General features: G+C 34.6%; 9 protein-coding genes and 1 CRISPR repeat array (1 of these 10 cut by a window edge). Of the genes, 4 read left to right on the top strand and 5 right to left on the bottom strand.

Going from position 1 to position 16,570, the window contains the following annotated elements:
- Together J2X31_RS17190 and J2X31_RS17195 are read left to right on the top strand one after the other, a co-directional pair.
- Positions 1-1,000 (top strand): T9SS type B sorting domain-containing protein (locus J2X31_RS17190; protein ID WP_310028605.1); only part of this gene is annotated, 1,000 nt, incomplete at its 5' end.
- A gap of 129 nt (positions 1,001-1,129) precedes the next feature.
- Positions 1,130-2,392, top strand: a complete 1,263-nt coding sequence (locus tag J2X31_RS17195) for an asparagine synthetase B (RefSeq protein WP_310028606.1) — start codon at positions 1,130-1,132, stop codon at positions 2,390-2,392.
- 45 nt (positions 2,393-2,437) lie between these two features.
- On the opposite strand, the gene J2X31_RS17200 is transcribed toward J2X31_RS17195, so the two are convergent.
- From J2X31_RS17200 to J2X31_RS17220, 5 genes are all read right to left on the bottom strand, one after another.
- Positions 2,438-4,882: a T9SS type B sorting domain-containing protein gene (locus J2X31_RS17200; RefSeq protein ID WP_310028607.1), complete on the bottom strand. Its 2,445-nt coding sequence runs from the start codon at positions 4,880-4,882 to the stop codon at positions 2,438-2,440.
- 47 nt (positions 4,883-4,929) lie between these two features.
- Entirely contained in the window at positions 4,930-7,233 is a 2,304-nt protein-coding gene (locus J2X31_RS17205; protein ID WP_310028609.1) for a choice-of-anchor L domain-containing protein, read from the bottom strand.
- A gap of 17 nt (positions 7,234-7,250) precedes the next feature.
- Entirely contained in the window at positions 7,251-8,087 is an 837-nt protein-coding gene (locus J2X31_RS17210) for an ABC transporter permease (protein ID WP_310028611.1), read from the bottom strand.
- Between the two features lie 6 nt (positions 8,088-8,093).
- Positions 8,094-9,002, bottom strand: coding sequence for an ABC transporter ATP-binding protein (locus tag J2X31_RS17215; protein ID WP_310028613.1), 909 nt, complete (start codon positions 9,000-9,002; stop codon positions 8,094-8,096).
- Positions 9,003-9,259: 257 nt separating this feature from the next.
- On the bottom strand, positions 9,260-9,838 hold the full coding sequence (locus tag J2X31_RS17220; RefSeq protein ID WP_310028614.1) for a hypothetical protein: 579 nt from the start codon (positions 9,836-9,838) through the stop codon (positions 9,260-9,262).
- A gap of 669 nt (positions 9,839-10,507) precedes the next feature.
- Between J2X31_RS17220 and cas9 the strand changes: the two genes are divergently transcribed.
- Together cas9 and J2X31_RS17230 are read left to right on the top strand one after the other, a co-directional pair.
- Entirely contained in the window at positions 10,508-14,806 is a 4,299-nt protein-coding gene (cas9, locus tag J2X31_RS17225) for a type II CRISPR RNA-guided endonuclease Cas9 (protein WP_310028616.1), read from the top strand.
- A 39-nt stretch (positions 14,807-14,845) separates the two neighbouring features.
- Entirely contained in the window at positions 14,846-14,986 is a 141-nt protein-coding gene (locus tag J2X31_RS17230; RefSeq protein ID WP_310028619.1) for a hypothetical protein, read from the top strand.
- A gap of 96 nt (positions 14,987-15,082) precedes the next feature.
- Positions 15,083-16,570: direct repeats of the CRISPR family, unit length 36 nt; unit sequence GTTGTGGTTTGATTAAAGATTAGAAAACACGATATT (it continues 2,959 nt past the right edge of the window).

Genomic DNA, 16,570 nt, shown 5'->3' on the forward strand with positions numbered 1-16,570 from the left:
GATTTCAATCGGAGGAACCAGCCCTATCTGTTCCGGGGAGAGCTCAAGCATTACCTTTCAGGGAACCCCCGGAGCGGTGGTGACCTACAACATAGTCGGGGTGCTGAACAACGAGACGGCACAGATCGGCCCTTCCGGTTATGCATACGCCTCAACAGGAACCCTTACAGAAACGACGGTCTATGAATTGGTGAGCGTTACCTATACGGGAGTGGATGCATGTTCACAGCCCCTAACGGGTTCGGTTACGGTAGAGGTGAATGAGCTGCCGCAGGTGAGCATCGAGGACGGCTATATCTGTATTGATCCGATCACCCTTGCCGTTACAAGGACCTATGTTCTTGACACAGGCCTGAACGACGGGCAATACACCTTCGAATGGTCGGATGCCAATGGCGTGATGCTGGGTGAAACAAGCAGTTTCTATGAGGCATCTGCCGTAGGGCAGTATTCGGTTACGATCACCGATATAGTGACAGAGTGTCGACAGACGGCCTTTGCCACGGTCTACCAGTCGTCTGCTCCGATAAGCTTCGACTACACGGTGAACGATTACTTCTCGCAGAACCCGACGGTGACCATCACGGCACAGCCGGCCGGCGACTACGAATACCAGCTGGATTACGGTCCCTTCCAGGACAGCAACGTGTTTGACAACATCAGCCAGGGCACCCACACCATCACGGTCAGGGATCCACAGGCGTGCGACGTGCTAAGCGGGGAGGTTACGATCATCGACTATCCGAAGTACTTCACACCTAACGGAGACGGAATCCACGATACTTGGAATATTTCCGAATTCGGTGAGGAACTTAACGCAAAAATTTATATATTTGACCGATTCGGAAAACTGGTGAAGGAAATCAGCACGAAGGGATTGGGCTGGGACGGTACCTTCAACGGACAGCTGCTGCCTGCAACTGATTATTGGTTTACCCTAGATTACGAGGAAAAAGGAATTAGAAAACAATTTAAGTCTCACTTTTCAATGAAGCGTTAAATAAAAAAATAAATGTAAGATAAGGAAACCTGTTCAAGTGAACAGGTTTTTTTATGTGTCTAAATCTGAGTATGCAGTTTTATATTTTTCTTCACATAAATCTTTTATCTTTGAAATAAAAAGTAAAATATGTCTTTCAAACAATTATTATATATCCTATTGTTTTTCTTTGCAATTTCAGCGAAAGCTTCTTTTCTATTAATTCCAATGGATGAAACTACACAACGAAACCATCTGAAAGCTTATGGAATAACATATTGGGCTTTGGATAAGCAGTATAAAATTAGTTGGCTTTTGAATTATAGAGGAGGTTCTTTTTTAGTGCCAGATGCTCCAGAAATTAGAAAAGAATGCCAAATTAGAGGCGTTAGTTTTGAGGTTCTTTCGGATAGTGAATCAAGTAGTCTACTTGATGAAATTTCCAGTCCGTCACAAAACATGGAAGCTGTCGTTTTAGAAAGAACTCCAAAGATAGCCGTTTATACGCCCAAAGGAAAGCAACCTTGGGATGATGCCGTGACATTGGTGTTGACTTATGCAGAAATCCCTTTTACGCCAGTTTATGACGAAGAAGTATTATCGGATGGATTGTTGCTTTATGATTGGCTTCATTTGCATCATGAAGATTTTACGGGTCAATATGGTAAATTTTTTGGGGCTTATAAAAATGCACCTTGGTATATTGAACAAAAGAAAGAAGCTGAAGCGTTGGCTGCGAAATTAGGTTATAGTAAGGTATCTGAAGCCAAATTAGCGGTAGCTAAAAAGATTAGGGATTTTGTAATTGGTGGCGGTTTTATGTTTGCCATGTGCTCTGCAACCGATAGTTTTGATATTGCTTTGGCTGCCGAGGGGGTAGATATTTGCGAACCAATGTTTGATGGTGATGCTAGTGAAGGAAATTATCAGTCAAAGATTGATTATAGAAAAAGTTTTGCTTTTAAAGATTATATACTTGAGCGAAATCCTAATGTTTATGAATTTTCAGATATAGATATGACACAAAAGCGAAAGATGCCAATGGAGAAAGATTATTTTACATTAATGGATTTTTCAGCTAAATGGGATGTTGTGCCAAGCATGCTCTGTCAAAACCACACTCAACTCGTAAAAGGATTTATGGGGCAAACAACATCCTACGATGGAAATCTCATTAAGTCGAACGTTTTAATTATGGGTGAAAATCATTTCAATGGTGAGGCTCGTTATATTCACGGTCAAATAGGAAAAGGAATGTTCACTTATTTTGGAGGCCACGATCCCGAAGATTATCAGCATAGGGTTGGTGATGAACCTACTGTTTTGGATTTGCATCCTAATTCCCCTGGTTACAGATTGATATTGAACAATGTTTTGTTTCCTGCTGCAAGAAAGAAGAAGCAAAAAACATAGTATAAAAAGAGAGGAGCAACTGTTAAAATTAGCTGATCCTCTCCTTTATCTCTTTAATGAAAAATGCCCTTTGGTTGTTCTTCCGTCTTCTAAATTAATAACATACCAATAATCATCAGCAGGCATTTGTGTTCCGTTGAAAGTTCCGTCCCATCCTGTTGTGTCATCTCCCATCAATTGTTTGACCAGTTTCCCATAACGATCATAGATGTAGGCTACCGTTTTGGAATTGAACAATCGATCAACACCGCTAATTTTCCAATGGTCATTATAACCATCTGCATTTGGAGTGAAAAACTTGGGAATGCCTATAACAATTACCAATTCCTGTATCATTCCGCATCCGTTTATATCTCTGATGTAAATCGTATGAATGCCACCTCGAACATTGTCAAAAAAGTTTGATTCTTGAAACGGGCCTTCAGGAAAATCCAGACTATATTCATAATTTCCGATACTTGATGCATCCAATAGGATTGTGATTGTGTTTACTTCTATGGTTACGTCTTGAACAATGATTTCTTCGATTGTAGCATCACTAGAATTGAGTACAGGCATTGTTCGTGTTATCGTGCAACCATTTGCATTTGTAACTTCCACGGTATATGTTCCAGGTAAATTGACTTGAATACTATAGGAGGTTTGAGGTAGGGGAGTACCGTCTCTGAACCAAGCATAAGTATAATCGCTTTGGGAACCCACCAAAATAGATGCATTTAGAGTAATAAATTTTAATGGAAGATTGGCACAAACGTAAACATCATCATCTCCTTCTCTGACGATATTGGGTAATCTGTTTACAATCAATCGAATTGAACTTATGCCTGAACAATCATTTCCATCTTCGACTCTTGCAAAAACCGTCGAATCGTAGGCAGTAGTATTGGTGTAATCGGAAGGATTTGGTATAGCATTTTCTTCCAATAAGGCATCCTCAAGTGTTTCGTAGAAAACGGCTGTTTCTGTGCCTGATAAGACCAGAGTAGAGGTGTTCAGGTCAAAAGAGCGAAAACCATCTTCTATATCTACGATGTCGCAAAGTGGAGCAATGGTTACCATTTGGCTCAAAACATTTACTTCAAGATTCAAAATGCTAAAACTAGAACAACCAGTACGGGTATTGGTTACCACTGCTTGGATTTGTTGAGGATTAGATGTATTTGTATAATTGGTATTAATTGGGTTGCCATTGTCAAAAAAGGAAACACTTAAATTAGAAGCTCCATTGGTTAAAGACGGAATAGCTTGGTTTAGATTGAATAAGGTTATGCCGTCAGGGTTTAAACCAGAATCACATTGAACCAATGTTGTGGTAACTTTTGTGGGAAGCGGATTTACAATAAGATCTATTGCCTTTATTCTAAAGCATCCATCAGGATTGGTAACTTTTACAAATACTTGTTCCTGATTTGGAGTAGAGTTATAGTAGGTAGGTGAAAAAGCACCAATATTATCCCTTGCATTAGTATTGGAAGAATAGTAATCAATAAGGAGTCCGGTCAGGTCCTGGCCTTCCATAATCGCTGTGGTAACATCGCTTAAAACAAAAGTACCTTGTCCGTTGCCATCATCACCATCCGAAGTGTCATCGCAAATAGCAAAACTACTTCCTGGGATATTTACAGAATTGATGACTTCAATTTCAAAATCACTTATGCTGAAACAGCCCGTTGTTGTATCTGTAATTCTTGCAAAAATGGTTTGAGGATTAGAGGTATTAGTGAAATTTGTAGAATTATTTATGAAGGTATCATTCGTTAGAGCATCATTTTGGTTGAGATGATAGGTAACAGCAACGCCCGTTTGTGTTCCAATAATCGTGTTGGTGTTTTGTTCCAAATCAAATTCTGTGAAGCCATCTTGAACCAAATCGGTATCACATTTTTCTATGTCCAAACCTGTTCCCACTGGAATTTGAAAAGTAGGAGGTTGGTTGAATGTGGCAGTTCCCGTCCAAGTTAGCGAAAAATTACTGGTTCCAATCGGCCTGTCGATAATTAGAAAATAGGTTTCTCCGTTATTTACGGTAAGCCATTCAACAAAACCATTATCAGCAGGGTTGGTTGTCCCTGGACCTTCGCTTTCTTGATTGGAAGCAATGTCCCTCATTCCGGTTAGATTATTGGCGGCTCCCATGGCGGCGGGATTTATGGTTGAGCATCTTTTGGCTTGACCAATATTGTTACAGGAAACATTTGGACCATAGACAAAGAAATCAAAATCGACATTAATGTTTGTGCTTTCGGGTGTCAAGATAAAGCCTAAAGTTCCTCCATTGGCTATCGAAAGCTGTAGCCAAATACTATTGTTTTCGTTGCTTCCGCAAGTATTAGTTCCGTTAAGCTCTTGAATTCCAACACCTGTAGCACTCAATCCTTCAAAGCCGGTATTGCCACATACAATGATAGCATCGACACAATCGTTTTGAGCTGTGCTTTTTGATGCTATAAAAAGAAAGAGGAACAGATATAGGTAGTTTAATTTAACCATTTTAAAAAATTAGAAAAACAAATTTATCGTAATATTTGTATAGTTGGTTATCTTTTTAAAGAAAAATGACCTTTTATAACTCTGTTATTTTCCAAAGTGATATTAAACCAATAATCAGAAGCAGGAAGAGGTTGCTTATTAAAGTTGCCGTCCCATCCATCGGCTTGACCGGAAAAACTGTAGAGCAATTTGCCATAGCGGTCAAAAATTGAAATTTTTGCCCTTGGATGTTCTCTTCTCAAATAATCAATTTCCCAGATGTCATTGAATCCATCATTGTTTGGCGTAAAGAATTTTGGATAATCCAATACATAAATTTCTTTTTCTTTTACACCACATCCGTTTATGTCTTTCACATAAACAATGTAAAATCCCGAAGGAACATTTATAAAAAGCGGACTATCTTGATAATTTGTGCCATCAATAGAAAATTGATAATCGCCAAGTCCTGTATAATTAATTAAAACAGAATTCTCTCCACCAGCAAAATCATTAATTTCTACCGAAGTGATTTCGGCTCTGCCAGAAGGTTCTACTATGAATTTTTTAGTGTCTTCACAGCCATTCAAGTCAGTAACAGTGACGGTATATTCTCTTGCAGAAGTGACTGTAATACGGTTGGTGGTTGAGGCATTTGCATCATTCCAAAGATAACTTTCATATGCATCTGGAACGGATAATGTGATGCTGTTGAACCCTTCACAAAGGTATTTTTCTTGGTCCTCAAAATCTGGAGCGGTAAAAGTATTCACGATAAGTGTCACAGGAATAATGCCATAACAATCAGGACCATTCAAAATTCTGGCCCAGATGATTTCTTGAACAGGAGTAGTGTTGCTAAAATTATTAGGCAAAGGATTTGCTTCAATCAAAGCATCATCTGAGGTTGCATAATAGGCAATCGTCAATCCTGCAGGAAGTCCGTTGGTAATTGTTGGTGTAACCTCAGAAGTTAGATCAAATTCATGGATTCCGTCTTGGTTGTCATCTCCATCACAAACTTCAATTGGGGCAGGAACTGGAACATTATTATTGGCGATTTCTAAAAAGACCTCGATAAAGCTAAAGCAACCATATTCATTTAGTGCTTTTGCAAAAATAGTTTTTGGAACAGATGTGTAACTGGAAGCATTGTCTATTGGATTTGGATCATTTTGATTTTCATAATAAAAGACTCCCATAATGTTCGGGTCAGTTGTAATTATTTGAGAGGTTGCGTTTAATAGGTTAAACACTGTAATGCCATCATTATTATCATCACATTGAACCAATGTGGCTTGGCTTGGGTTTAGCACTGGAGCATATTCAATATTAATTGGACCACCAGTTGATGTGCAAACCGTTCCGTCTAATGTAATCTGGACACTGTATGCTCCTGCATCTTGAACAGTATAGGTGGGATTAGTGGCTCCTGATATTGGTGTATTGTTTTTAAACCATTGGTAGGTGTTAGTGCCTGTTTCTGTAGCGTCAAGAATATAGGTTTCATTATGGCATAGCGGGTTGCCGTTTGCAAGGGTTCTATCGGACCCAAGGTCTTTCCCGATATTGAAACTTCCTCCTCCTAAAAAAATAGCAGAATCGTATAAATTATTTCCCTGATCGGCAACTACTAGCTTTATATGATACAAAACTCCAGGCGTTACATTAGCTTGGGCTTTCATAACCACTGTTTGACCATTATAGTTAGTAGGGTGTTCAAAACCATTAAAAGCATCAAAATAAGCTTCATTTGAAGCCGGACAGATTGTTCCAGGGCCTCTAACTGTATTTGTTTTTACAGGAATTCCAGTTCCAGGAACAACGGCAAGGTTTTCATATTGGTCCGTGCCATTGGCTTCTTTTAAAAGAAAAACAAAACCATCAGTGAAACTGCATTGGTTGGGTGATGGATTGGTTAAGTATTGTTCCGAAGAAAAGATATAATCAAAGCTGATCTTGTTCGCCAAAGGCAAAAAATCGAATTCCAAAACGGTCGCATTTTTAGAGCTTCCGACAATGCCTAATGCTTGTTCTAAATCTAAATCACCGGGCCAACTTGCAGGTCCTTCACTTAAAATATTGCTATTTGGACCAATAGCACTCGTGGCTCTTCCAGTGGTTAGCAATACGCCATCTTGAAAGGGAAAACCACTTGTTCCTGAAGTAAAATAGCCGTATGAATTACCTGCTCCAAAAGCCCATGAGGTCACCGTGATATTGGAAACATTTGCACATGGATTATCAATCAAAACATCTCGAACTAAATCCTCAAACGGTACATTGTCGTCAACGGTTATATATTGTGCGGAAACTGTTGCCGAAAAGAACAACAGAAACAGCATATAAAGGGGGTAATTTATAGCTTTCATAAGTATCGGCAAAGATACTACAAATCTCGTTTTTTTAGGAGTTTGTATGACATTAACATAAATATAACGATCCATAGCGACACAATTAAAATCGCGGAATAATCTACACTGTATATTTTTGAATCTGCAACACCAATTTGATTTCCAATAGATTTAACAACGGATAATCTGGTAAAAGGTTCTACAATCAGGTTGCTCATTGATTCAAGTGGCAAGAACTGCGTAAAGTTACGGTCATAGTCACTTGTTGGAAACACTTGATAATTCAATACAGCAATGCTAATTCCTTCGATAATGTTCCAAACAAAGAGAAAACCAATGGCAAAGGCCGAACGCTTCACTAAGATACCCAAGAACAAACAGAAGGAGAAAAAACCAACCAGCTTAACGAAATAGGCCAGAAGATAATCCAAATCCGAAAAGATAATCCCAAGTTCAGTATAGGAAGAAAAGCTCAACCCCAGGATCATCGACATTATAAAGATAAAAACCGTCGATACAAAAGCAAACATCACTACGGTAATAAACTTTGAAAGTACAAATTCTTTCTTGCTCATTCCATCAATCAAATTCTGCTTTAATGTTCCATAACTGTATTCGTTTGCCATCATAGATACAATCACAATGGCAAGAAAAAATTTAAGTATTGCAGCGATATAAGTATTAAAGTGCCAGATATACGGAAAATTAAAAATACCTAATTCTGCAAAATGAATCTTGAAATTTCCAATGTCAAATTTTATAGAAGCAATCAATGCAATAAAAGTCAGCAGTATAAAATAGGTAAGGGTCAAAACACGGCTAGCCCTGTTTTTCCATATTTTTTGTAATTCTATAGAGAGTAATCGTTTCATTTTGTTTTAGTTTTTTGATGGATGATTTTTGGTGATTTCAAGGAATTGCTCTTCCAGGCTGTTTTTCTTTTTCACAAGATGGGTCAAGGAAATTCCTTTTTCGAAAAGGAAACGGTTCAAGTCCGAAGCACTCAAATCTTGGTTCACATAAGTCAATAATTTGCCTTTTTCCTCCACCACTTTTTCAACCGACGGATGGTTTTCTAAAGCAGTTTTCAAAACCAGATTATCATCAGAGCACACTTCAAAGAAAGCTTCATTTGCCGTCATGCCATCAACTCTTCCCGAATATAAAATTTGTCCTTTACGCAAAACCAAAACATGCGAACACACTTTTTCAACTTCATCCAAAAGATGCGAAGCAAGCAAAATGGTGGTTCCCTGCGAAGCAATAAATTTAATGATGTCCCTGATTTGATGAATTCCTTGAGGATCAAGACCGTTTGTTGGTTCGTCCAAAATCAGTATTTCTGGATCGTTCAATAGGGCAGAAGCAATTGCCAACCGTTGTTTCATCCCCAAAGAAAAAGTTCTGAATTTGCTGTCTTTTCGTTCCATTAGGCCCACGAGTTCCAGCTTTTCCTGAACTTTAGAATAGTTGATGCCTTTGATCTTGCAAACCAATTCCAAATTTTCCTTGGCCGTCATATAAGGATAAAAGTTTGGACGCTCGATAATGGCACCCACCTTTTTCAAGGCTTCATGCGTATCCATTTTTCCGTCGAACCAGCTGAATTCGCCCGAAGTTTTGTTAACCACATTCAAAACGATACCCAGAGTGGTCGATTTTCCACTTCCGTTTGGTCCCAGAATGCCATAAACATTGCCTTTCTGAATTTCGAGCGAAACGTTATTCACGGCATGAACATAACCGTAACGTTTATGAAGATTTTTGATTGATAATATAGTTTCCAAAATAAATGTTTTTAGGTTTTTAAGGTTTGACGAACGACAACATCATTTGTTACCAAAATTGTTAATGATTTACAAATAAAATACAAAAAAGGTACTTGAAAATCTAAACGTTAAACCCTGAAAGGGTTACGCAACCTAGCCTATCGCATCGCGATAGGAATAAAACGCATCACAAAAAAAATGCGTCTCATCCCAAAAAGATAAAACGCATTCCCAATTAAAACAAAACAAAACAAAAACTATGAACATACAGAAAATTAATTTTTAAGTATAATGATCCAATCCCATTCAGCAGGATTTCCAATGCCTACACTTGGCGTGTATAGGAAAATCTTTGCAGTAGCATCGGGATTAGAGAAAAGATATTCTCGAACCTTGACCAAGCTCTGAACAGCACTCCAAACCGTCTGATAATCATAGGTTTCCTGATTAGGGTTGAAAACATTCTCAAAGCCCTCTGTCGGGAAAACAAAATCATTGGTCAGAACCACGTCAAAACTGCTTGCCGGATCAAAACTTTCGGGATAGGAAATCGTTCCCAAACCCATCCAGTGAATGGTACCATCAAAAATCTTCGCATCCAATTCCTGGTAGTAGAGCTGAATCCCACCAAAATCTGCCGGAGTCTGATATTCTGTTTCTACCGTAAAAGTGGCAGTAGTGTCAGAAAATGTAAGTTCCTTTCCTTCTTCAAAAACATTTGTCGTATAATCTACTTTTAATAAAAGCACCTTATTATCTTGAACAGGAACAGTTAAATTGAATTGATCCTCATCACCTACACACGAGCCTAATAAAAAAGGCAAAGCCAAAAGGGTAAAAAATTTTGTCTTCATAAAATTGATTTTTTGATTGATGGTTATACCTGTTAGATTAAAAAAATAATAAAAGGTTGCGTTTTATTTTAATTTTTATTAAATAAACTGTTTTTTACGTTGAAAACACTAGTATTTTTTTGCGTAATGAAAAACCGAAGTATTTGTGCTTAATTTATGAAATGTTCTATGGGAGTTTATAGTTAGGGAAATAAAGGTCTACTAATTCGGAAGGGTTTTAAGTTACTTGAAGTGGTTAGAATCATCAAGCCGAAAAATGTAGGTTTTATGTTTTGAAGAGTAGAAGAATTTAGAAGAGAGAAATAAAAAAAGTCCCACCGAAGCAGGACTAAAGATTTTCATCTACGGCATATAGCCTTATTGTGATAAGATTAAAGATTAGAAATTTTAATCAGTTACAAATGTATGCAAAAAATAAGTTGGTTTGAATGTGGAAAACCGTAATTGTGTTAATTTTTTTTATTGTAGATTTCGAGCGTATTAAATTTTAAAGGATATGGCAAAGATTTTAGGATTGGATATCTTTTAAAAACAACGAACCTCCAATAAATTGGAGGCTCTATTTAGGTACTCTTTCGAGATAATTCCCACGGTTCACTTGTTGACAAGGACCTTATTGTGATTTGATTACAGCAAATATATAAAATTAATTTTATAAAAATATACAAGATGAGTAAAAGAAAACTTGGTTTAGATATAGGAACAAATAGTTTAGGCTGGACTGTTGTTGAAAAAGAAGATGGAATTTATGATTTTTTAAAAATAGAAGATGAGAATGGAGAATTAACTCCATCAAAAGGAAGTTATATTTTTTCTAAAAGTGTTGATGCTAATGAAAACTCAAAAGCATCTGAAAGAAGAGGATTCAGGGGGGCTAGAAGGAGAATTGATAGAATTCGTTTGAGAAAAATTGGAACCTTGAAAGTTCTTAATGAATTCGGTTTGTGTCCAAAATTTGAAGTAGGCGAATTGAATCGTTGGAAGAATAAGAAAATTTATCCTTGTGAAAATATTCATTTTATTGATTGGCAACGAACAGGAAAAAAGAATGGAAATAGTCAAACTGAAAAATTGAAACAACCTTACTATTTAAGAAATTTGGCAGCCAGCAAGCCAGGTATGATGGACACAAATGAAGGGAGATTGCAACTTGGTAGAGCCTTTTATCATTTGTCACAAAGAAGAGGATATTTGTCAAATTCAGAAGATGAGCAATCGGATGATAAAATTGATTTATTTAAAACAGATGTAAATAAATTACTTGAAAATTGTTCAGGTTCAGGAGATTTTAAAGTACCTTATGAAGTTATTTTTAATTTGTATAAATCTGATGACAAAGTAAAAAAACTGAATTCCAAAATTAGTAAAGTTTTAAAAACCGAACCTCTTTTAGAAAACATAAAAATATTCATTGAAGCTGAATTTGAAAAACCTGAAAATTTGGGAAAAGTGATGTCAGATATTGGAAAACTTTCAAAAGAAATGGAAGGATTTCCAACGATGGGATGTTATTTTTATTCAATTTATAACAAACAAGATAAAGATACGGGATTAATAAATAGAATTAGAGGAAGATATACTCATAGAGAAAAACACTATGAAGCAGAGTTTAATCATATCTGTGAAATTCAAAATATTACTGGCGATTTAAAAGATAAGTTGCACAATGCTATTTTTTATCAAAGGCCATTAAAAAGCCAAAAAGGATTAGTTGCAAAATGCACATTAGAACCTAAGCGAAAAAGAATTGGATTATCACATCCATTATTTGAAGAGTTCAGAATGTGGGAATCTGTAAATAGGATTAAAATAAAAAGAGAGTTTGAAGACAAATTAGATTTTTTAAATAGTGAAGAGAAAGAACTTATCAAAAACGAGTTTTTACAGATAACAGATTTTGAATTTGGTAAAATTGCAAATAAATTAAGCAATGGACTTTCTTATAACTACATTAAACGACCAGAGGAAGTTTTCCTGAAAGGGAAAGAACTTGATAAAGATTCAGAAATTAAAGCTGTAATTAGCTTTAACTTCCCAATGGACAAAAAGTTTTCTGCTTGTCCAACTACTTCATCTTTAAGGAAAGCAATTGGTATTGAAAACTATAATGCTATGCAGCTTCTAAATACTGGATATAAAGATGAAAAGGGAAAGAAACAATCAAGTATTGAAGATATTTGGCATTGTTTACAAATGGATTCATTTGGGTCTAAAGATAAAAAAACGGTTAGAGCAGAATTTGCAAAAAAGCATTTGCAACTTGATGAAAAAGGAATTGAAAACTTTGTAAAAATAAAGTTAGTAAAAGGTTATGGTAGTTTAAGTAAATCTGCCATAAAGAAAATAATTCCATATTTGGAAAGGGGAGAAATTTATACAAATGCTGTTTTCTTAGCTAATGTTTCCGAAGTTTTAGGAAGAAAAATTTCTGGTGTTGAGCAAAATCAAGTTTCTGAAACCATTAAAAAAGCATTAGAGAATTTTAGATTTGAAAAACAAAATAAAGGCATTGTAAATAATTACATCAGCAAATTTAAAGATAACAGAGAAAATTCTTTAGGTAACAATCAATTTAGTATTGAAGCTCATAAGAGAGAATTAGAATATGAAATAGCTAATTGGATTGGAGAAATTCAATTAGGTTCTATGAAGAAAGAAGAAGTTGCAGAAATAACTGAAACTTGTTGGAATTTGTTTTTTGAAGTTGCTTGTGATAAATTACCTAAAGATGTAAATTATCTTTCGACTAAAACTATTCCTAAATTTATTGAAGAAGAATTGAGAGAAATTTTTCCAAATGATAAGATTGATGTTTCTAAATTATATCATCCATCAGCAATTGAATCTTATCCAAAAGCAGATAAAAAACTGGGTAATCCTGAAATTACTTCAATAAAAAACCCAGTTTTCGATAGAGCAATGCACCAAGTAAAAAGATTGTGTAATGAATTAATCAGAAAAGGATTGGTTGATAAAGATACCGAAGTTAATCTTGAAGTTGCTGGCGAAATAAATAGTGCAAGTTATAGAAGAGCATTATCAATATGGCAGAAGGAACAAGAGGAAATCAGAACTTGGGCAAGAGAAAAGATTATTGAATGTTATCCAGAAGAAGATAGAAAAAGTAAAATACCAAGCGATTCTGAAATTGCCAAATACATTTTATATAGTGAGCAAAACGGAAGGTGTTTATATACCTCTGAAACAATTACACCGAGAGATTTCTTGAATAAACAAACAGTTTATGATATTGAACATACAATTCCAAGAAGTAAAAACAATGATAATTCTTTAAAAAATAAAACTTTAGCGAATTATGATTTTAATAGAAATTATAAAAAAGCTGTTTTACCAGGGCTGTTAAGTGTACATTTTAATGGTAAAGAAATCAACAAAGAAATTATTTTATTGAATAGAAATGAACATTTAAAATCGTACTCTTTTGTTGGTAAAAAACCCAATATGAATATTGTATGGAATGTTTCATTAAGCGATTTAAAATTTGAATACAAAAAATTCAAAAACGCAGCAAAAGCAATTACAGATGCCGTGGCTCACGATGAGGTGATGACAAAAGCGCATTACACCAAAATGAAATTAGATTATTTACGTGAAAAATATAGAAATTTTGAAATTGAAGAAATTAATAATCAATTTACAAATGCGAATCTTGTTGATACAAGGATAATTACAAAATATGCAAGAGCTTATCTCAACTCCTATTTTAATAAAGTAAATGTAGTTAATGGAAAAATAACAGATACTCTACGAAAAATTTGGGGGCTTCAAGGTAATGAAGACATAAAAGATAGAAGCAATCATATCCATCATTGTATTGATGCAATTGTTGTGGCTTGTGCAGAAAAAGGAACAGCAAACAGGATTTCAGAGTTGTATCACAAATATGAGAATGATTATTTTAGAGGTAATTCTAATCCACGAATTAGTGCAAAAGAGCCAATGAAAAATTTTGTGGAACGAATGAAAAATTTGCATAAAGAAGTTTTGGTTTATCACAAACAAACTGACAGAATAAAACCATTGTTAATAAATGCTCAAAAAGAAAATGCCAAGAAGTTAAATTTAAGAGGAAGACTCAATAGTCAAAATCCGTATGCACATATTAAGAAAGATGGTGAGTTGATATTTGCACAAAGAGAAAAAGTTTCTAATTTGACAGTAAAGGATATTGAAGAAAATATAATTGATGAAGGAATAAAAAAACGTATTTTAGATTTTGCAAAAGAAGTAGGTTTAGAGTCTTTTGTTAAGGAAAGTAATAAAATGGGGTATATGATTTTGCCAAAATATTATGATGAAGAAAAGCGTAAAGATATTAGCGAAATGATAATTAAAAGATTGAGAATAAAATCATCAAAATCTAACCTTAAAGATTATAAAGAGATTAGAAAATCAGACAGGAATCAAGCTATAGATAAAGATGGTAAGTTGAAATTTGGACATAAATTTGATTTTTATTTTAATAAGGACTCATATACAAATTATGAAGCTAGAATCTATGGAGATTTAATACCAAATGAAAAAGGCAAGTTTATAAATAGAGAATATAAAGTTATTAATCATCATAATATTGTTAAGAATATTTTTGAAAAAGAGGAAAGAAGTTCGATTCTACAATTACATCAAGACGATATGTTTTTAGTTTTTGATATTAATCCAAAAGATGAAATTGATTGGAAAAATATTCAAGATTTACAAAATAGATTGTTTAAAATAGTAAAGTTCGATGAAAACGGAATTATTGTTTTAGTAAGACATAATTTTGCAGGTGGAAATGTTGGCTATGCTTCACCAATTAAATCAGAAAACGATTTGACTGATATTTCGCAAGTAGTTTTAAGAAGAAGTCCGTCAACTTTAAGAATAATTCCTGCTAAATTAAATGCGTTAGGTAAATTAGACCTCAGCTATAGTAAAGATTTTTTAACTTCTCGAAGCCATCAATAAATGTTCAAATTAGATAATAAATTAATAATTTTGTAAATTATGGATGAATTAAAATTAACAAAAGAGCAAATTGAAAAAATCCAAGCTAAATTGGATAGAGCATTAAAAAGTGGTTTAGCAAAAAAACAAACCAAAGAAGAAATGCTTATTGAATTTAAAAGCAGATTAGGTTTAGTCTAAGTATAAAAGAGAAGTTTATTGGCATAAAGTTGTTCAAACTCTTAAACAGCCAAACCACAACGGAAAATCTCTAGATTTTCTGCCAATGGATTTTCCGTTGTGGTTTGATTAAAGATTAGAAAACACGATATTAAAATCCATTGTTATTTCTTCGTTCGGATTGTTGTGGTTTGATTAAAGATTAGAAAACACGATATTGAAATGCTTTACAGAATGTCAGAACACGCGTTGTGGTTTGATTAAAGATTAGAAAACACGATATTGAATTTGGATTTACTGAAATATCATTCGATGTTGTGGTTTGATTAAAGATTAGAAAACACGATATTTTCAGAGTGTGATATAAAGTACATAGTAAGGTTGTGGTTTGATTAAAGATTAGAAAACACGATATTTTCAAGGAAAAATATGAACCAACAGTTAAGGTTGTGGTTTGATTAAAGATTAGAAAACACGATATTGGCTATTGCCTTTGCAACGGTAAACGTACCGTTGTGGTTTGATTAAAGATTAGAAAACACGATATTAACTTCTTTGTCATAATGTGGCCATCAGAAGTTGTGGTTTGATTAAAGATTAGAAAACACGATATTTGGATTATTCCAATTAGAAAAGATGATGAAGTTGTGGTTTGATTAAAGATTAGAAAACACGATATTTGCGAATGATGCAAATGGAAGACTTGCTTCGTTGTGGTTTGATTAAAGATTAGAAAACACGATATTTCAATTCACAATCGAGAGATTCGAGAAACTGTTGTGGTTTGATTAAAGATTAGAAAACACGATATTTGCATCAATGTTTTGCCTAATCCAAATGAAGTTGTGGTTTGATTAAAGATTAGAAAACACGATATTTCATTGGATATTGAAGGTAACTACAATTGCGTTGTGGTTTGATTAAAGATTAGAAAACACGATATTCAGAACACAAAGAAGACATAGAAACTATATGTTGTGGTTTGATTAAAGATTAGAAAACACGATATTTACATAATGGGGATTGTTTCAATAACACCGTTGTGGTTTGATTAAAGATTAGAAAACACGATATTCCTATCGAAAAAAATCTACAATATGCTTAAGTTGTGGTTTGATTAAAGATTAGAAAACACGATATTACTATAGGCTAACACAAGGACTAGAAAGTAGTTGTGGTTTGATTAAAGATTAGAAAACACGATATTTTTGGATTTAATTATGCTGGTAGAGCGGATGTTGTGGTTTGATTAAAGATTAGAAAACACGATATTTTTTAATAATTTAAAGAAATGCCAACACCTGTTGTGGTTTGATTAAAGATTAGAAAACACGATATTATTTTTCAAACATTACAACCACCTCGTTGGGTTGTGGTTTGATTAAAGATTAGAAAACACGATATTCAGAACCACCAACACCACCAGCAGATACTCGTTGTGGTTTGATTAAAGATTAGAAAACACGATATTTCTTTTTGCTGTAACGATATTTCCTGCATAGTTGTGGTTTGATTAAAGATTAGAAAACACGATATTAAACTACCGTTAAAATCATTTCGGGTCACGGTTGTGGTTTGATTAAAGATTAGAAAACACGATATTAG

The sequence above is a fragment of the Flavobacterium arsenatis genome, assembly GCF_031456785.1.
Taxonomy (GTDB): domain Bacteria; phylum Bacteroidota; class Bacteroidia; order Flavobacteriales; family Flavobacteriaceae; genus Flavobacterium; species Flavobacterium arsenatis.

Bases quoted from the DNA above. Each gene is read 5' to 3' on its own strand.
- J2X31_RS17195 (WP_310028606.1), top strand. From the start codon at position 1,130: ATGTCTTTCAAACAATTATTATATATCCTATTGTTTTTCTTTGCAATT.
- J2X31_RS17200 (WP_310028607.1), bottom strand. From the start codon at position 4,882: ATGGTTAAATTAAACTACCTATATCTGTTCCTCTTTCTTTTTATAGCA.
- J2X31_RS17205 (WP_310028609.1), bottom strand. From the start codon at position 7,233: ATGAAAGCTATAAATTACCCCCTTTATATGCTGTTTCTGTTGTTCTTT.
- J2X31_RS17210 (WP_310028611.1), bottom strand. From the start codon at position 8,087: ATGAAACGATTACTCTCTATAGAATTACAAAAAATATGGAAAAACAGG.
- J2X31_RS17220 (WP_310028614.1), bottom strand. From the start codon at position 9,838: ATGAAGACAAAATTTTTTACCCTTTTGGCTTTGCCTTTTTTATTAGGC.
- cas9 (WP_310028616.1), top strand. From the start codon at position 10,508: ATGAGTAAAAGAAAACTTGGTTTAGATATAGGAACAAATAGTTTAGGC.
- J2X31_RS17230 (WP_310028619.1), top strand. From the start codon at position 14,846: ATGGATGAATTAAAATTAACAAAAGAGCAAATTGAAAAAATCCAAGCT.